At 61.3% G+C, this 18,008-nt stretch carries 17 protein-coding genes; 14 read left to right on the top strand and 3 right to left on the bottom strand.

Annotated elements, in window-relative coordinates; translation table 11 throughout:
* Window positions 1–37 precede the first annotated feature (37 nt).
* Window positions 38–1,351 (bottom strand): aminodeoxychorismate synthase component I, encoded by a 1,314-nt coding sequence (pabB, locus tag C8D92_RS04110; protein WP_165819228.1) that lies wholly within the window; start codon window positions 1,349–1,351, stop codon window positions 38–40.
* A 102-nt stretch (window positions 1,352–1,453) separates the two neighbouring features.
* On the opposite strand from pabB, the gene C8D92_RS04105 reads away from it, so the two are divergent.
* The 3 genes from C8D92_RS04105 (at window position 1,454) to C8D92_RS04095 (ending at window position 4,055) form a co-directional block, all read left to right on the top strand.
* Complete coding sequence (locus C8D92_RS04105; RefSeq protein WP_116918484.1) at window positions 1,454–2,014, top strand: hypothetical protein; 561 nt, start codon at window positions 1,454–1,456, stop codon at window positions 2,012–2,014.
* A gap of 136 nt (window positions 2,015–2,150) precedes the next feature.
* Entirely contained in the window at window positions 2,151–3,005 is an 855-nt protein-coding gene (locus C8D92_RS04100) for a DUF6160 family protein (protein ID WP_116918483.1), read from the top strand.
* Window positions 3,006–3,218: 213 nt separating this feature from the next.
* Window positions 3,219–4,055 (top strand): DUF6160 family protein, encoded by an 837-nt coding sequence (locus tag C8D92_RS04095; RefSeq protein WP_116918482.1) that lies wholly within the window; start codon window positions 3,219–3,221, stop codon window positions 4,053–4,055.
* A gap of 119 nt (window positions 4,056–4,174) precedes the next feature.
* Here the strand turns inward: C8D92_RS04095 and C8D92_RS04090 are convergent, their stop codons facing one another.
* On the bottom strand, window positions 4,175–4,789 hold the full coding sequence (locus C8D92_RS04090) for a hypothetical protein (RefSeq protein WP_116918481.1): 615 nt from the start codon (window positions 4,787–4,789) through the stop codon (window positions 4,175–4,177).
* Between the two features lie 243 nt (window positions 4,790–5,032).
* Between C8D92_RS04090 and C8D92_RS04085 the strand changes: the two genes are divergently transcribed.
* The 10 genes from C8D92_RS04085 (at window position 5,033) to C8D92_RS04040 (ending at window position 15,546) form a co-directional block, all read left to right on the top strand.
* Window positions 5,033–5,914 (top strand): DUF58 domain-containing protein, encoded by an 882-nt coding sequence (locus C8D92_RS04085; RefSeq protein WP_243402350.1) that lies wholly within the window; start codon window positions 5,033–5,035, stop codon window positions 5,912–5,914.
* Complete coding sequence (locus C8D92_RS04080) at window positions 5,911–7,911, top strand: transglutaminase TgpA family protein (RefSeq protein WP_116918479.1); 2,001 nt, start codon at window positions 5,911–5,913, stop codon at window positions 7,909–7,911. The genes C8D92_RS04085 and C8D92_RS04080 overlap by 4 nt, the downstream gene beginning before the upstream one ends.
* Complete coding sequence (gene holB, locus C8D92_RS04075) at window positions 7,908–8,933, top strand: DNA polymerase III subunit delta' (protein WP_116918478.1); 1,026 nt, start codon at window positions 7,908–7,910, stop codon at window positions 8,931–8,933. The genes C8D92_RS04080 and holB overlap by 4 nt, the downstream gene beginning before the upstream one ends.
* Before the next feature lie 39 nt (window positions 8,934–8,972).
* The gene (locus C8D92_RS04070) at window positions 8,973–9,323 is read left to right on the top strand and encodes a PilZ domain-containing protein (RefSeq protein ID WP_095612275.1); all 351 of its coding nucleotides are present in this window, start codon (window positions 8,973–8,975) and stop codon (window positions 9,321–9,323) included.
* A gap of 8 nt (window positions 9,324–9,331) precedes the next feature.
* Complete coding sequence (locus C8D92_RS04065; RefSeq protein WP_243402349.1) at window positions 9,332–10,261, top strand: alpha/beta fold hydrolase; 930 nt, start codon at window positions 9,332–9,334, stop codon at window positions 10,259–10,261.
* Window positions 10,242–11,186 carry a DUF4892 domain-containing protein gene (locus tag C8D92_RS04060; protein ID WP_095612276.1) on the top strand — a complete coding sequence of 315 codons (945 nt, stop codon included), beginning with the start codon at window positions 10,242–10,244 and terminating at the stop codon, window positions 11,184–11,186. Before C8D92_RS04065 ends, C8D92_RS04060 begins: the two co-directional genes overlap by 20 nt.
* A gap of 26 nt (window positions 11,187–11,212) precedes the next feature.
* On the top strand, window positions 11,213–12,292 hold the full coding sequence (locus tag C8D92_RS04055; RefSeq protein WP_243402368.1) for a patatin-like phospholipase family protein: 1,080 nt from the start codon (window positions 11,213–11,215) through the stop codon (window positions 12,290–12,292).
* A gap of 72 nt (window positions 12,293–12,364) precedes the next feature.
* The gene (prmB, locus tag C8D92_RS04050) at window positions 12,365–13,273 is read left to right on the top strand and encodes a 50S ribosomal protein L3 N(5)-glutamine methyltransferase (protein ID WP_116918476.1); all 909 of its coding nucleotides are present in this window, start codon (window positions 12,365–12,367) and stop codon (window positions 13,271–13,273) included.
* A gap of 10 nt (window positions 13,274–13,283) precedes the next feature.
* On the top strand, window positions 13,284–14,381 hold the full coding sequence (gene aroC, locus C8D92_RS04045; protein ID WP_116918475.1) for a chorismate synthase: 1,098 nt from the start codon (window positions 13,284–13,286) through the stop codon (window positions 14,379–14,381).
* Entirely contained in the window at window positions 14,335–15,546 is a 1,212-nt protein-coding gene (locus tag C8D92_RS04040; RefSeq protein ID WP_116918474.1) for an MFS transporter, read from the top strand. Before aroC ends, C8D92_RS04040 begins: the two co-directional genes overlap by 47 nt.
* Window positions 15,547–15,556: 10 nt before the next feature.
* Here the strand turns inward: C8D92_RS04040 and C8D92_RS04035 are convergent, their stop codons facing one another.
* The gene (locus C8D92_RS04035) at window positions 15,557–16,426 is read right to left on the bottom strand and encodes a LysR family transcriptional regulator (RefSeq protein WP_116918473.1); all 870 of its coding nucleotides are present in this window, start codon (window positions 16,424–16,426) and stop codon (window positions 15,557–15,559) included.
* 157 nt (window positions 16,427–16,583) lie between these two features.
* On the opposite strand from C8D92_RS04035, the gene leuC reads away from it, so the two are divergent.
* Window positions 16,584–18,002 (top strand): 3-isopropylmalate dehydratase large subunit, encoded by a 1,419-nt coding sequence (leuC, locus tag C8D92_RS04030; protein ID WP_095612282.1) that lies wholly within the window; start codon window positions 16,584–16,586, stop codon window positions 18,000–18,002.
* Window positions 18,003–18,008: the final 6 nt, after the last annotated feature.

Here is an 18,008-nt window from a genome sequence, read left to right as displayed (position 1 = left end):
GGACGACCGCGTGTTTGGCCGCGAATTCCGCGGCGACTCACCCGTTTTCCAACGTCTCCATCAACCGCCTCACCTTCGTCTCCGCCTCCGCCAGCTCTTCGGCGGGGTCGGAGTCGGCCACGATCCCGCAGCCGCCCCAGCAGCGAATCTCGCCGGTTGAATCCGTCTCGAGCGTCCGGATGGCGATGTTGCTGTCCAGGTGGTCGCTCAGATTCCAGAAGAAGACGCTCCCGCAGTAAGGGCCTCGGCGGTGGTCTTCCAGTTCATCGATGATTTCCATGGCCCGCCGCTTGGGCGCGCCGGTGATGGAGCCTCCGGGAAAGGCGGAGAGCAGGGCGTCCAGAGGGGTGACATCCTCCCGGAGCGTGCCGGTCACCGTGCTGACGAGCTGATGGACGTTCTCATAGCTTTCCACGTCGAAAAGCCGGGGGACCCGGACGGAGTGTGGTTCGCAGAAACGGGACAGGTCGTTCCGGATCAGATCCACGATCATCAGGTTCTCGGCCCGGTCCTTGGGGTGTGTCCGGAGCGCCTCCGCCAGTGCCTGATCGTCACCGGGTGTCGCACCTCTGGGCCGGGTCCCCTTGATGGGCTTGCTCTCGACCTGACTGCCGTCGATTTTGAGAAACCGCTCGGGGGAGATGCTCAGGACCTGGCGGCGTCCGGTGTCGATATACGCGCCAAATGGCACCGGAATCGCCCCCATCAAACGCCGGAACCCGTCGTACGGTGATCCGGTGAAATGCGCCGAATGGCGACGGGAGAGGTTCGCCTGGTAACAGTCGCCCGCATGAATCCAGTCCAGTAAGTGGCCGACCTGTTGCTGGTATTGGTCGCCGGACTCGTCCGCCTGAAAGGGTGCGGAAAGGGCAAGTGGTGATGGGGAAGCCGCCTGTGGCCCGCGCTCCAGCAGCGACATGAGCCAGCGTCGTGTCGGTTCGGGGCAGAACGGTTGGATGGTCAGCGTCGGTGCCCGATCAACGGAGACGTCCAGTGCCCAGCTATAGGCACCGATCCATCCTCGGGAGTCATCGGCGTCCGGGCGTCTGGACTGGAATCCGGGCACGGTGATGCCGCCGAGCTCATAATGAAGCACCCCGGCGAGCCCACCCAGGAACGCCGTCTCACCCTGCTCCGACCGATACTGCTGATGCCAGTCGATCGCCTCCCGGATCTGCGACCGGGCCAATTCCCCATTGCTCTCAATGGTCCAGCAACGGTCCGGGTGTGCGGTCAGGAACCGTCCGTTGGGATGGAAGCCGTTGATAAAACCGGACTCCCGGCTCAGGGCATCTTCCCAAAGTGCAAGCTGTTCGACAGAAATCGGGTGGTGTTCAGTGGCAGATTGCACGATGGTACATCCTGTGCTCGCAGAGGCTCTTTGGATAGAACCGGCCATCCGCGGAAGCGGACCCGGTGGTGGTCAACCAACAACAATGAGGTAGCCGGAACAATGACGTATCGCCAGTTTATCAAATCCCTCGTCTGTGTATTGGTCCTGTCTGCGACAGCGGGCAGCGTATTCGCGCAGTCCGGAACCGAGTCGGGGGATCAGAAAGGTAAACAGGAATATGTTCAGAAACATTTTGAGCGTATGTACAAGAAAGCAGTGGAGCGCGCCAGCGAGAAGCTGGAAAACGGGACGCCCGTGAAGGCGTTTGCTGTTGTCGTCAGTCGAAAAGACGAGGTCAGGGTCGTTGAGATTGAGCAATTGAAGAAAATGCCGGCGGATGTGGCCCTGGAAGTCCTGAAACGCAGCCTGCGTGCGCTGGTCGCCAAGAAGGGATCTTTTGGGGCAGTCTGCATGGTGTACTCTTCTAGGAACCCGAACAAAGACGCCAAGGCAGAGTATGTGCTGGTGGCACAAATGGAGCACGTCTTCGGGCCAACCCTGGCTCAAATCACGCCGTACACGATGAAATCCGGCGATGCGAAGTTCGGAGAACCCGTGGTGACCTCCATGGAGCCGATGATTTTCAAGGTCGAGAGAAAGGGCAGTGAAAGCGGCGAGTAGCTTGTCTGACAATAGGAGTATCGAGGATGTGAAAGGAGTCACGGACACAGTTACGTTATGTGACTACCGTTTAACCGTACGGCAACAAAATCCAACAAGCTGTACGGGAAATAACAATCCTTTAAGGAGAATAAGTATGAAAGGCCTGAATAAACTCGCACTGGCAACCGCAATTGCGGCGGCTCCGTTCGCTGCTCAAGCCGAGCTGAAGGCGATGGACGACAGCTCCATGGGTAACGTCACCGGTCAGTCTGGTGTGACCATTGAGCTTGAAACCCAAGTCGGAATCGACACGGTGACGTACACTGACGAGGGTCAGTTCAACCTCTCTAACGTCAACATTGGCGGTGGCGACGGCGATGCGTCCAATGGCGTTGACGGTTTGCTCGACAACCTGAAGGTTGAGATCGACGTCGCTGGTGATGGGGATGCCCTGATTCACGTTGGTACTACCGAGACGGATGCTAACGGCAATCCGGAGCCAATTGATTTCGGTGTGAGTATCGGCAAGGCGACTCTTGACGGAACCGATACTAACGACAGTACACTGCTGGCTTCCAACATCGGTATCGAGGGTAACCTCGCCGCTCTGGACATCCAGGTCGACACGGCCACGGATGAGCTGTTGGTGGATACGTCGTTCAACGTAGTGGACATGGACATGACCGTGGACTTCCTCGGCGTAACCGTTGAAGACATGCAAGTCATGGGTGCAGACTTCTTCGAAACTGAAGGAACTCAGGCCAACGCTACCGCGGCTGCACAGTTTGCAAATGCCTCTTTGGTAATCGCTAAAACAACTGCGGCTGATGGATCGACAGAAGGTCTGGGCATTTCCGTTGATGACATCACGGCGGATGTTCGGGTTGGTGCAACGATCATTGGTGGCGAGTCCATTGGTACCATCGCAATGGACAACCTGAACGTTACCGATACGGAAATGGTGGTGTATGGCCACGCCGACGGCAACACTCAGCCCATCCGTCCGTAATATTGACGGAGCTATCGTGTAGAAGCGCGATGGAAACAGTAAACGCCCCGGTCCGCCGGGGCGTTTTTTTACGTCTGCCATTTGTCATTAGGGGACTACCGAATTTCAATATGTCCTACATCACAGTGTCATGAGGTGTGTCGCCATAGGGTGCGGGTGTGGCCATCGGGAAAGGCCGCGTTGAGATCGAATGACTGACGGGAGAACAAGTATATGAAAGGTCTGAATCGATTGGCGTTAGCGACGGCAGTCGCTGCCGTCCCCCTGGCGTCGCATGCGGAATTGAAGGCACTGGATGAGCATTCCATGTCGAATGTCACCGGCCAGTCCGGCGTGACGATCGAGCTGGAAACGCAGGTGAGTGTGGACACCGTGACCTACACGCATGAAGGGGAACTGAACCTTTCCGACATCCAGATTGGTGGTCGTGATGACACGGCCGGGCAGGCCGGCGTCGAGGGTAAGCTGGACAACCTGAAGATTGACATCGACGTGGCCGGTGACGGGGATGCTCTCATCAAGGTGGCATCGACGGAAACGGATGGCAGCGGCAACGCTGTGCCGATCGACTTCGGGGCCAGCATCGGCTCGGCATCGCTTGATGCCACAGATGGGTCCGGTGACTCGACGTTGCTGGCGTCAAACATCGGTCTGGAAGGCGAGATCGCTCAACTGGATCTGCAGGTGGACACTGCGACTGACGAACTCCAGGTGGAGTCCGCATTCAAGATCACGGACATGGATGCCACGATCGACTTTTTGGGCGTGACCATCGAGGATGTCGAAGTGACGGGCGCCAGCACCTTTGGCAACCCGGACCCGAATGAGGCCAGTGACCCGCTAAATGGCGAGTTTGTCCGGGCGACCCGAACCATCTCCAAGGTGTCGGGCGTTGGTAGCTCCAATGGAGACGGGCTGTCGATCAAGACGGAGAGTTACATCTCTGACACACGGATTGGCGCCATCAAGATTGGTGGTGATTCGATCGGTGAAATCTCCATGGACAACATGAAGGTGATCGAGAGCGAGATGGTCATCTACGGCCACTAAGGCCGCTCGTCATATAAATACCATTCGTTTTGTAAAAAAAAGCCCCGATCAGTTGGTGACCGCACGACAGTCATTCACGGATCGGGGCTTTTCTGGCAGGCCCGTTGTTATGTCATCACTCAGCGATCCGGTACGGCAATCGACAGGTCAAACCCGCCTCCGGCCCTCGGTGTCAACTGGACGGGGCCTTCGTTGATGGCTTTCGGTACCTGAATCTGATCGATACCCGGCGGGTTGCCAATGGAGAAGTTGACGTTCTGTCCGTCAAAGCCGATGCCCAACTGGTTACCGAGGAAATTCTGGACGAACGGTGCTTCCGGGATTTCCGGCTGCTGACCGAATATCACCGGAATGGTTCTGGGTGTCAGGTTCGCGACCGGCTGTGCCTGGCGGACCTGATCCGAGGGGAAGAGGAGGGCGTTCCGGACGAACTGGTCCTGCGCATTGGTCAGTGCGTCGTCCTGTCCCGTCCGCTCGCTTTCGCGAAGCAGGAAGGAGTAGGCCTGCTCTTCGGATTCGCTCACGACCGGCTCTCCAGGGGAAATCGTGAGGGACTGAAGGACCCGTTTGCGTTCCTCGCGCGTTTTCCGCTGATCCTTCGGCACGACGATCAGTGTCGAATCCTCGACATAGGTCTCCACCATCTCGTCGGATGTCAGCGTCTCCACGCCTGCCCATACGGGCGTGGTCAGTGCGGTTACGACAGCACCAATGAGGGCGTTCCTGCGTATCATCGGGGACCTCGGTTGACTGGTAAGAAGAAGAGACGGCGCCTCTGTTAGAGTATCGGTGTCCCCTCGCGGCCTTTCAAGGGGTTTTTGGTGAATTTGTGAACACACTGCAGGATGCCCGCTGAGACCATGAAGAATCCATTGAGACACCGGTGGCGTCGTTGGGTGAATCGACGCATTCCGCGGTCGGACCATCAGGTCCTGGGCCAACGCAATGTGTTCATTTTGCCTACGGGTGCGGGTGTCGTGTTTGGCCTTCTGCTGGTGATCATGCTGATCACCGGTATCAATTATCAGAACAGCCTCATCTACCTGCTGGTGTTCATGTTAGGGGCGCTGTTCGTCGCGGCAATGCACCAGACTCACCGCAACCTTGCCGGCACGGAAATCACCTTGGTGGAAGCGGGCGAGGGCTTTCCCGGCCAGGAGCTGGGATTCGTCTTCCATTTGGGACGTGCCGGTGGGGACGCCATTCAGTTGATGCTCATGACGGAGGATGGCACGGAGCGATCGGTGTCTGTGACCCATGAGGAAGTCATCAGTGTTCGGTTGCCCATCCGCGGCACACGACGTGGTCCGGTCCGTGTGAGCCGCATCCGGATTGAGACACGGTTTCCGTTTGGTCTGCTCCGTGCCTGGTCCTGGATACGACCGGCGTCGGAGGGATTGTGCTATCCCGCCCCGCTTCGTCCGGCACCGGAGTCCGGAGCTGACCATTTGGGCGATAGCGGTGACCAGCGCCGAAAAGATGCGATGGATCACGTGGACATTCGGCCCTGGCGCCAGGGAGATCTCAGTCAGCGTGTGCAATGGAAGCGATACGCCCGGACTGGAGAACTCGTCATCGCCGATTGGGAAGGGGATGCCAGCGATCCGGTCTGGCTTGATTTCGAAGCCTGGCCGGGTGCCGATCGTGAGCTACGCCTGAGCTACCTGGCGTGGCTGCTGGAAGACCGGGAGCGGGCCGGACAGCCCTGGGGATTGCGGTTCCCCGGTTTCGAGCGGGGGCCGGACAATGGCGCCGAGCATCGTCGGGAAGGGTTAAGAGCCCTCGGCCGGTTTGGCCTTGAAGCGCAATCGGCATCGACGAAAAACGCGAGCCATCGAACGTCGCGGGAGGCCGCATGACCGCAGGCCTGTTACCAGCCCGGGCATTGGTCTGGCTCATGGGCGGGTTTGCCATGCTGCTGGCCGTGCAATGGCAGCGCCTGCCGCTCTGGCTGCTCGCAGCCTGTCTCCTCCTCGTGATCTGGCGCTGGCTGGCCCAGGCCGGTCGGGTCAGGCTGCCGGGCCGTATCCTCAAAGGCGCGGTCATGCTGGCGTTGATCACCGCCTACACGGCGTCAGTGGGCGGGCGATTTACCGTGGAAACGGCGGGGTCGTTCTTTGTGCTGGCGGTTGCGCTCAAATGGCTGGAGACGCGGACCGCCCGGGATTTTTACGTTCTGTTTTTTATCCTCTGCTATCTCGCGGCGGTGAACTTCCTGTTCCAGCAGGGTATTCTCTGGTCGCTGCTGAATTTCTTCGCCATTCTGGTCCTGTTGATCGGTCTTCAGGTACTGAATGCCCCGGATCTGTCGCATCCGCTGCGTTCTGGTGGAAAACGGCTCGCGGGATTGTTCCTCAAGACCCTGCCCGTCGTGGTGTTGCTGTTCATCTTTTTCCCGAGGCTTTCTCCGCTCTGGAGCGTCCCGCTGGTGTCCGACCAGGCGCGTACCGGCATTTCGGACACCATGGCGCCCGGGACGATCTCGAGTCTGGCGCAGAGCAGCGAGCGGGCGTTTCGCGTGACGTTCCCGGGAGAGCCGCCACCCCATCGCGAACGGTATTGGCGGGCACTGATTCTCGACCGCTACGACGGAACGGAATGGACCCCCAGCCGGGACCGGCCGGCGGAACCGGCGGGAAAGGTGATGACCGAAGGCAGCATTGGCTCCCTGAAAGACGACGAGTACGACGTGCTGATGGAGCCGACAAACCGGCGCTGGGCCTTTGGTCTGGCAAATTCCCGCGCGGTGTCCAACAACGTCGAGCGCACGGAGGATGGTCTTTTCCGGTTTCGCCGCCCGGCCGATACCGCGGTGCAGTACCGTCTTGCCCGGGATGGCGCGCCCACCGGGGCGCCCGCCTTGTCCGGGCGGGAACGGGATCGCTACCTTCGGCTGCCGGCCTCCGGGGAAGTCCGTTCACGGCAACTGGCCCGCCGGCTTGACCGCGCACACGACTCGGATCGGGCGCTGATCCGCACCCTGATGCAGCGATTCCGGAATCAGCCGTACTATTACACGCTCCAGCCTCCGGCCATGCCGGACGATCCGGTGGACACACTGCTTTTCGATGCCCAGCGGGGATTCTGTGCCCATTACGCCAGCGCGACGGCGTTCGTGCTGCGCGCCGCCGGCATTCCGTCCCGTATCGTCGTGGGCTACCAGGGCGGCAGTCCCGGTGCCGACAATGAGTATCTGATTGTGCGCCAGTACGATGCCCATGCCTGGGTGGAAGCCTGGATTCCCGGCGCGGGGTGGCGGCGGATCGACCCAACCGCTGCCATATCGCCGGCACGAATCGAGCAGGGGCTGCAGGAGGCGGTGGCCGATGAGGGATCGTTTCTCTCCGGCGAGTGGGCGTCGCCGGAGAAGTACCACGACATTGAACTGGTCCGGTGGGCGTCGCTGCAGATCGATCGCATCAATTACCACTGGCAGCGCTGGGTTGTGGGGTACCAGGGCCAGACGCAGATGGACCTGATGGGGCGTCTGCCCGGGAACTGGAGCCTGACGAAGCTGGGCTACCTGTCGGCAGGGGTGGTTGGCGCAGCGCTGCTTGTGGCGGGCATCGTGACGGCCTGGCGTCAGCGGACCGGGCGTCACCGGGACCCGGTTCAGCGACTGTTCCATCGCTGGCGGCGGCAGCTGGCGCGTCGTGGCGTCGACTCGTCCCACATCGATACGCCAGTTCAACTGGCGGATCGTGCCTCGGCACGCTTCCCCGAACAGTCACGGCTGCATCAGGCTTTTGCCCGCACGATCAACAATTATTACTATGGCGAGGCCAGCGGGAGCGAACGGCGCCGGTTACGCTGGTTACTGAAACGGATGAAAGGAGCCGGGCGGACGCCAGGATGACAGACACAACCCCCCTGAATCTCTCAACCGCCATGCCCTGGCTGGCCCCGGCGTTCCAGAGTCTAGTGGAACGCTTTGAGAGCGGTCGATTGCCCCATGCGTTGCTGGTCGAAGGGCGCTCCGGTGTCGGCAAGGCGTTGTTTGCCATGGCATTGGCTCAGCGGTTTGTCTGTGATTCGCCGCATGGCCCGGCACGGTGTGGCCAGTGCCGTCAGTGCCAGCTCATCGATGGCGACTCGCATCCCGACATCCGGCGATACCGGCCGGAAAAATCCCGTGTCATCAAGGTGGATCAGGTGCGGGCGCTGGGGGAGTTTGCGGTGGCATCCCCTCAGGTGGCGGCCCGGAAAATCATCGTTCTCGAAACGGCGGACCAGCTCAATACCAGTGCCGCGAACGCACTGCTGAAAACGCTGGAAGAGCCGGTGGAGGATGTCACGCTGATTCTGCTTCAGCGGGCTGGCCAGACGCTGATGCCGACGATTCGTTCACGCTGCCAGTCCCTGACATTGCCGCTACCGGAGACAGATGTGGCTCGTACCTGGCTTCACGATGCCCTCGCCGCTGACTCAATGACGGTCGGGGAGGAAGACCCGGAACGGGCGCTGAGGATGGCCGGCGGCGCGCCGTTGAAGGCCCTGTCATTTCTACGGGAGGGCATGCTGGCGCAGCGGGATGAGTGCCTGAACGCGTTCCGGGCGTTCCTTAAATCCCAGCAACCGGTCGACGAAGCCAGCAAACCCTTTGTCAGTATTGGTATTGAAGCGACACTGGACCTCATGGAAGACTGGACCCTGGACATGGCCCGTTTCGCGGCGGGTGGTTGCGGGCGCGATGCGGATGCCGCACCGGTCCTCCGGTTCCTGGCCGGGCACAACAGCCCGGGCGCTGCTCACACGCTCCGGGACGCGATTACTGAGAGCCGCCGTGGACTGAGCTATAATCTCAGTCCGGCACTGGAAACGGAACGCCTGTTGGTCCACTGGCAGTCACTGATGCCCCGGCGCCAGCAGCGAGCCTGACAGCAGAGCACACACTGAGACAGAGAAGGACACACGGTTATGGGTCCCGGATTTGGCGCCCGCAGCGGCATTCTGACACTGACCATCAAGGACAAGGCGGTCCTGTACGCCGCCTACATGCCGTTCATCCGTGATGGTGGGCTGTTCATCCCGACCCAGAAGCAGTATCACGTCGGCGATGAGGTGTTCCTGCTGCTCAACCTGATGGATGAGCCCGAGAAGATCCCAGTCGCCGGCAAGGTCATCTGGATTACGCCGAAGGGTGCGCAGGGCAACCGGGCGGCCGGTATCGGTGTGCAATTCAACGCGGACGACGAAACGGCGAAGAATAAGATTGAGTCCTATCTGGCCGGGTCGTTGGGCTCCGACCGTCCCACTCACACAATGTAAGGTCTGGCGTGCCGGACACCCCCTCCATCGAATCCCCCTCTGCCACGGAGGCCACGACGGTGTCCGCTCGTGAGGTCCGGTGGCAGCTGCCCTCGTTGTCGCTTGCGGGACTGAGCTGGTCGCCTGACGGGCCCGAGATGGACTCTCGTCCGACGCTGTTCGGGCTGCATGGCTGGCTCGACAATGCCGCGACCCATCGTCGGCTGGCTGCTGATCTGGCGCGCGAGAGGCGGTTTCACGCGATCGATCTCGCCGGTCATGGCCACTCCGGGCATCGTCCGAGCGGAGCCGAGTACCGCCTTGTCGACTACGTGGGTGATCTGGCGGCCTTGCTTGACCGGTATCACCAGGAGCCGGTGGATCTGGTCGGCCATTCACTGGGCGGCATTGTTGCAAGCTTTTACGCGGCGGCATTTCCGGAACGGGTCCGGCGTCTTGTTCTGATTGACAGTCTTGGGCCGCCGCCCGCACAGCCGGAGGAATCGTCGCGATACCTGCGGGAGGGCATAGAGCGCCAATTGCGCGGGCGCTCCGCTCCGAAGGTTTACCCGTCGGTTGCCGAAGCCATCGCCGATCGGGCAGGCGGTTTCAGTCCGCTGTCGGAGTCGGCCGCTGATGTGTTGGTGTCCCGGAATCTGGAGCCCTGTGCTGGCGGTTACCGATGGTGCACGGACCCGCGACTGCGCTATCCCTCGCTGATGCGATTTGACGAAGCGCAGATTCTTGGCATCCTGTCGCGCATCCAGGCTCCGGTGCTGCTGGTGCGCGCCGAGTCCAGCCTGCTGGGCCGTCTGAAAACAATGGACGAGCGGCGGGCAGCGATTGCGCACCTGACCGAACGGGTTGTGACCGGAGGCCATCACTGTCATCTGGACGAGTCACCCAAAGCGGTGGCGACCACCATTACGGAGTTTCTGAATGCCGAAATCGATCACTGACTGGTTGCGAATTTCCCTCATTACGGCCTGCGCCCTCGCAGTGATGCCGGTCATGGCGGCACCTCAATCGGACCTGCCGGCATACTCGGCATCCAGTCTGTCAAAGGAACAGTCGCTGGACGAACAAAGCCATCTCATCATGCTCAGCCCGCTGCGTGAAATCGGTGGTGAGATTCGGTCCGAGAAGATGGCCCGCGTTCCAGTGGAGGGTTACGCGCATCTCTATCAGATTCGGGAAGAGGCCACGTTGAGCGCGGCGCGTAAGCACTACCGTCAGGTGCTGGCTGATCGCGATGCCCGGGAACTCTTTTCGTGTGAGGGTCGGGGTTGTGGTCGAAGCAATGTGTGGGCGAACGATGTGTTCAGTCAGTCAAAGCTGTATGGGCGTGACGAGAACCAGCATTATGAGGTACATGCATGGCGTGATGAGGCCGATAAGCTGAATATGGCCGCCATATACACCGTCACGCGCGGGAATCTGCGGGATTTCCTGTGGCTGGAGCATTTCACGGTCGAGGACGAGAAGGCACTGCCGGTGCTCGACCTTGGGCCGAAACGACTGACCGGCCCGTTCGTCATTCCCTGGGAAAACGGACGGACCTACCGCTTCGACTGGACCGCGCGGATGCGTGACCGCCTCCAGCGTCACGCGCGCGTTGACGGTTCTCACGTCGTTGTTGCGATTTTCACCGAAGCGGACCGGGATGAGTCGCTTGATGCCGCGTTTGAACGCGGTGACAGCGTGGGAGAGGCGATCCAGAAGCTGCTCGAGAAACTGGGTGTGCCGCCCTCCCAGCAGATCGTCGTGAACAACGGCCCGGCGATCTCACCGGCCAGCACTGGACTGTCGGGCAATCGTGTGGAGCTGACGGTGGTTGGCCCGCCGGGATCGGCTGCAGAGACAACGGAAGACGAAGACCAGTGACCGACCAGGATCATCCGGAACAACAGGTGTCGCCAGACGCACGGGATCGGCACAGCGATGTGCCAGCAAAAACCGTCGCGCTGGTGCTGGGAAGCGGTGGCGCTCGTGGTTACGCCCACATCGGCGCGATTGAGGTGCTCGAGGAGCGGGGGTATCAGGTGGTTGCCACGTCCGGCTGCTCCATGGGGGCATTGATCGGTGGTCTGCATGCCGCAGGCTGCATGCAGGACTACAAGGACTGGGTGACCGGGCTGGGGCAGTTTGACGTGCTGCGGTTGCTGGATGTCTCCTGGTCCACTCCGGGGGCGATCCGGGGTGACAAGGTGTTCTCGGTGGTCCGGGACATGATTGGCGATACCCTGATTGAAGACCTGCCGTCGTCGTACACAGCGGTGGCCACGGACCTGCTGTCCCATAAGGAAATCTGGTTCCAGGAGGGGTCGCTTCATCAGGCCATCCGGGCATCGATTGCGATTCCCGGTGTCGTCACGCCGGTGGTGCTGAACGGACGGGTGCTGGTGGATGGTGCGTTGCTCAATCCGCTACCCATTATCCCGACGATTGCCTCCCACGCCGACTACATCTTTGCCGTGAACCTTGGTGGGGAGGATCAGCGTCGCCCATCGATGCCCGAGTCGCTTCGCCAGGATGATGAGGACAGTGACCTGGATGAGTGGCTGGATAAGGTCCGGAGCAAGGCGTCGCGCTGGTTCGACTGGGATGTGCTGCGAACGCTCGGTGGCAGGACCCAGACCACCGCGGAAGAGGCGGCCGATGCCCAGGCGCGCAAACGCCGGCAGAAGGCGGTTCAGGAGAGTGACGACGGCGTCGTCGATGATCCCGCCCGCATCGACTGGGACAAACTGAACATCGGCAAGTTCGACATCATGAACCTGTCGATCGAAACCATGCAGAGCGCGCTGATCCAGTACAAGATTGCCGGTTATCCGCCGGACATGGTCGTCAACCTGCCGAAAAGCGCCTGTCGGACCTACGATTATCACAAGGCGCCCGAGTTGATTCAGCTGGGCCGTCAGAAAATGACCCAGGCACTGGATCGATTCGAGGACAGCGGGAACAGCTCGGGGCTGATGGGCCCGAATTAACCCGACGAGACACGAACTGGCGCCAAGTGCGTATAATGCCCGCTCACTGATAACCTGGTCGGGACTTGCCACGTGACGACACAACCCTGCGACGATCTGCTGACCATCCGGGACTGGCTGCGTTATGCCTGCACCCGCTTTGCCTCTCACGACCTGTACTATGGGCACGGCACGGACAATGTCTGGGACGAGGCGGTGTTTCTTGTGCTCCGCAGTCTGGCTCTGCCGCTGGATGACAACGCCGTCTTTCTCGATGCCCGGCTGACACGGGAGGAGCGCCAGCGCCTGGCCGAGCGAATCGACCGTCGGGTCCATGACCGCGTTCCCGTCCCGTACCTGATTGGCGAAGCCTGGTTCATGGGGATTCCCTTTCATGTCGATGAACGGGTGCTGATTCCCAGGTCGCCTCTGGGGGAACTGCTGGCGAACGAACTGCAACCCTGGGTCGGCGGCCGGCCGGTTGAGCGCATTCTGGATCTGTGCACGGGCAGTGGATGCATCGGTATTGGTGCGGCACTCGTTTTCGACGAAGCGCAGGTGGATCTGACGGACGTCTCTGAAGACGCCCTCGGCATCGCTCGTGAGAACATCGTTCTCCACGGTGTCGAGGATCGTGTTCACGCCATCCAATCGGATGTGTTTGAGGGGGTAACAGGGCGCTATGACGTCATTCTGGCGAATCCGCCCTACGTGGATGCGGAGGACATGGCGGACATTCCCGCCGAGTTCCGTCATGAACCGTCGCTCGGCCTTGCGGCAGGGGATGATGGGTTGGATGTGGTGCGTCGTATACTGACCGGAGCGGCCGACCACCTGACGCCTGGCGGTGTTTTGATCGGCGAGGTGGGGAACAGTGAAGTCGCGCTGGAGGCCGCCTTCCCGATGCTTCCATTCACCTGGATCGAACTGGAGCAGGGCGGTCACGGCGTCTTCCTGCTTCAGGAGGAAGACCTCAGGCAATTTGTGAATCATTCAAAGTAAGGCTCTGAAAATGGCGGGAAATACCTTTGGAAAGCTGTTCACGCTGACGACCTTCGGGGAAAGCCATGGTCCGGCGCTTGGTGGCGTTGTTGACGGCTGCCCACCGGGGCTCCCGCTGACGGAAGCGGATCTGCAGGTGGATCTGGATCGTCGCAAACCCGGGACATCCCGTCACACCACCCAGCGGCGCGAAGCGGATCAGGTCCGCATTCTCTCCGGCGTCTTCGAGGGGCGTACCACCGGAACGCCCATCGGCCTGGTGATCGAGAACACGGATCAGCGCTCCAAGGACTACTCGAAGATCAAGGGCCAGTTCCGGCCGGCCCATGCCGACTACACCTACATGCACAAGTATGGCGTCCGCGATTACCGCGGTGGTGGTCGCTCGTCGGCCCGCGAAACGGCCATCCGGGTTGCGGCCGGCGCCATTGCCCGCAAGTACCTGGCGGAACGGCTGGACGTTAAGGTGCGGGGGTATCTGTCCCAGCTCGGGACGATCCGCGCCGAGGCCTTCGACTGGGATCAGGTCTCGCAGAACCCCTTTTTCTGTCCGGACGCGGCCAAAGTGCCCGAGATGGAAGACTACATGGATGCCCTGCGCAAAGAGGGTAATTCGATTGGTGCGCGTATCAACGTGGTTGCCGACCAGGTCCCGCCGGGGCTCGGTGAGCCGGTGTTCGACCGGTTGGACGCCGAACTCGCCCACGCGCTGATGAGCATCAATGCGGTCAAGGGCGTTGAGATCGGCGCCGGTTTCGAGGCAGTGACCCAGAAGGGCACGGAGCACCGGGATGAGATGACGCCAGAGGGCTTCCTGTCGAACCAGGCGGGCGGCGTTCTTGGCGGTATCTCCACGGGACAACCCCTTACGGCCAGCATCGCGCTCAAGCCGACATCCAGTCTGCGACTGTCGGGGCGGAGTATTGATACGGCGGGCGCGGAGTCTGAGGTGATCACCACCGGGCGTCATGATCCGTGTGTCGGCATCCGGGCCACACCGATCGCAGAGGCCATGATGGCGCTGGTGCTGATGGATCACTACCTGCGCCAACGCGGGCAGAATGCCGACGTCACTACCACGACGCCGGACATCGAAAACCGGCAATAACCGGAGCGTCGACATCTACTGGCGACTGTCGGGTCTCTACTTCTGGTTTTTCGCGCTACTCGGAGCGTTGCTGCCGTACTGGTCTTTGTATCTTCAGGACCGGGGATTCAGCTACCTCCAGATCGCGACATTGATGGCCACCATCCAGCTCACCAAAGTGGTGGCGCCCAGCGTTTGGGGCTGGCTGGGCGACCGGACCGGGCAACGAGTCCGGCTGGTGCGGCTGGGTGCTGTCATCGGCTCGGTGTGTTTCCTGGGCGTGTTTCTCGAGCCTGGCTTCTACGGACTGTTGCTCGTGATGCTGGCCTTCACGTTTTTCTGGAATGCCATTCTGCCTCTCTATGAGGTGATTACGCTGCAGGGGTTGGGGCGGCGTCGCGAGAAATACGGGCGCATCCGGCTCTGGGGTTCGGTGGGATTCATCGCCTCGGTGGCCGGCGTCGGTGCGGTGCTCGATTGGGTGCCCGTCGATCTGCTGCCTTGGATATTGTTGCCACTTTTCGCGGGCATCATCCTGTCGACCCTGCTGGTTCGGGCGGAGAACCCCCAGCCAAAACCCCTGGCCCCCGCCGGCAGCCTCAAGGCGATTGTGCTTCATTCGTCGGTGATCGCCTTTTTCGCCATGAATTTCCTGCTTCAGGTCTCCCACGGCGCCTACTACACGTTCTTCAGTATTCATCTGGAGCAGTACGGCTACGGGAAGCTGGCGACCGGGCTGTTGTGGTCGCTGGGTGTGCTGGCAGAGATCGGACTGTTTCTTGTCATGCACCATGTTTTCCGTCGCTTCACGGTGCGGCAGATTGCCCTGGCGGCGCTGGCGCTGACGATGGTCCGGTGGGTGATGATCGCCGAGCTGACCGAGCATCTGGTCCTGCTGGTGATCGCCCAGTGCCTTCACGCGGCGTCCTACGGGGCGTTGCACGCGATTTCAGTCCAGTACATCCAGGGCTTCTTCGGTCATCACCATCATGGGCAGGGGCAGGCGCTTTATAGCGGTCTGACGTTCGGTGCGGGCGGCGCAGTCGGCTCCTGGTTGTCCGGTTTCCTGGTCGATGGCATCAGCACGGAAGCGGCATTCTGGGGCGCGGCGCTGTCGATGGTGCTGGCGCTGATCATTGCGTGGCGGGGGTTGCAGGCGCCGCCCACCCCGGATTTCGACCACTGAGGCCGGCTCCCTATGGCGCTTCATCCTCAACAATGGCCAGCAGGGCATGCGCCGCCGGGCTCAGTATCCGGCCCCTCAGTCCGACGGCGCCCAGTCGCCGCGTGACCGGATGGGGAATCGGCATCGTCTTGAGCGAGTGGTCCACCATGCGTTGCGGTAACACACTCCACCCCAGGCCGACGCCCGTCATGACCTTGATCGTTTCCAGATAGTTCGTTGGCATCTGGGGGCGCAGCGTCAGGTCCGCTTCCAGAAACAGCCGACTGATGGTCCGGTAGGTCGCGGTGCCAGCCTCAGGTAGCAGGGCGTCGTAGCGTGCCAGTTCGGTCAGCCCGGGGGCTACCATCTGTGCCAGTGGGTGGTCCGGGCTGCAGACAAAGGCCATGGGGTCCAGCCAACTCGCGTGGACTTCGAAGGTGCGGTCCATGCTGTCGTTGAGGGTCACGAAGGCCAGCTCCGCAGTCCGGCGTCGCATCTGGCCGTAGCCACTCTCCGAGTCCATGAACTGGAGCGCGACATTCACGGCGGGGTGTTCACGGTTCAGTCGGCGAAGCCACGCAGGCAGGTGGTGCAGGCCGATGTGGTGGCTCGCAATCAACGGCAGAGGGCCGGCGACCTCGCTGCCCGGATCGGTCAGTGACAGGCGGGCGTTGTGGAGTTCGTCGAGAATCCGTCTAGCGTGTGGCAGCAGACGGGTTCCGGCATCGGTCAGGCGGAGTTGTCGGGCTCCCCGCTCGATGAGCGGGCCGCCGAGCTGCTGTTCCAGTGTCGCCAGTCGCTTGCTGACCGCCGGTTGGGTCAGGTGAAGCGTTTCGGCCGCCTCAGAGAACGAGCCCTGGTCCACCACGGTCACGAACGCCTTCAGTAATTGTGTATCCATCGGCACCAGCCATTCCAAAATGGAATGCCAAATATAATAAACATGAATTGAGGTTATCCAGGGGCGGCGTTATGATCAAGCCATAATCAAAGTGAACGCGCTCCGAACGCCCCTCCCGGGCTTTTCAGGAGGCGCTGACTGAATGAGAGAGACAACCATGGCTGGAAAAACCCTTTACGACAAACTGTGGGATGCCCACCTGGTCAAGGAGCGGGACGATGGTTCCTGCCTGATCTACATCGACCGTCACCTGTTGCACGAAGTGACGTCACCCCAGGCCTTCGAGGGGCTGAGGCTGGCGGATCGGCGGCCCTGGCGGCTGGGGGCGAATCTCGCGACGGCGGACCACAATGTGCCAACCACCAACCGTGAGCAGGGCATTGCCGGAATTGACGATCCGGTGTCCCGAACACAGGTCGAAACGCTGGATAAGAACTGCGATGAGTTCGGCATTGTCGAGTTTGGCATTCAGGACCGCCGTCAGGGCATTGTCCACGTGATCGGACCGGAGCAGGGCGCGACCCTCCCGGGGATGACCATCGTATGTGGCGATTCCCATACGTCCACCCACGGGGCGTTTGGGACGTTGGCTCACGGTATCGGAACCTCGGAAGTCGAACACGTGCTGGCCACCCAGTGCCTGATCCAGAAGAAAATGAAGAACATGCTGGTGCGTGTGAACGGGCAACTTGGCCCCGGCGTCACGGGCAAGGACGTGATGCTGGCGATCATCGGCAAGATCGGCACGGCGGGCGGTACCGGCTATGCCATCGAGTTTGGTGGTGAGGTGATCCGCAATCTGTCGATGGAAGCCCGCATGACCATCTGCAATATGTCGATCGAGGCGGGCGCCCGGGTAGGCATGGTGGCGGTCGATGACACCACGATTGACTATGTCCGGGGCCGTCCGTTCGCCCCGACCGGCGAATTGTGGGATCAGGCCGTGGAAAGCTGGCGGAATCTGCATTCCGACGCCGACGCCGCGTTCGACAAGATCGTCGATCTGCAGGGAGAAGACATTCAGCCGCAGGTCACCTGGGGGACCTCCCCGGAAATGGTGACCGGTGTGGGCGGTGAGGTGCCCGATCCCGAGAGAGAACAGGACCCGATCAAGCGAGGCGGCATTGAGCGCGCCCTGCAGTACATGGGGCTGGCGCCGAACACGCCGATTTCCGGCATCGAGTTGGACCGGGTATTCATTGGCTCCTGTACCAACGCTCGCATTGAGGATCTCCGTGAAGCGGCGGCGGTGGTCAAGGGACGCAAGGTATCGCCGCGACTGAAACAGGCAATGGTCGTTCCCGGCTCGGGTGTGGTGAAAGCCCAGGCCGAACAGGAGGGCCTGGACCGGATCTTCATCGACGCGGGTCTGGAGTGGCGCGAACCGGGCTGTTCCATGTGCCTGGCGATGAATGCGGACAAGCTGGGGCAGGGCGAACACTGTGCGTCCACCTCCAACCGGAACTTCGAGGGACGTCAGGGCTTCGGTGGTCGTACGCACCTTGTCAGCCCGGCGATGGCGGCGGCCGCAGCGATCAGCGGTCACTTCACTGATGTCCGCGAACTGATGCAATAAGGGGGC

The sequence above is a fragment of the Tamilnaduibacter salinus genome (assembly GCF_003096655.1).
In the GTDB taxonomy this organism is placed as follows: domain Bacteria; phylum Pseudomonadota; class Gammaproteobacteria; order Pseudomonadales; family Oleiphilaceae; genus Tamilnaduibacter; species Tamilnaduibacter salinus.
This window is presented reverse-complemented; position numbering and strand designations above follow the sequence as displayed.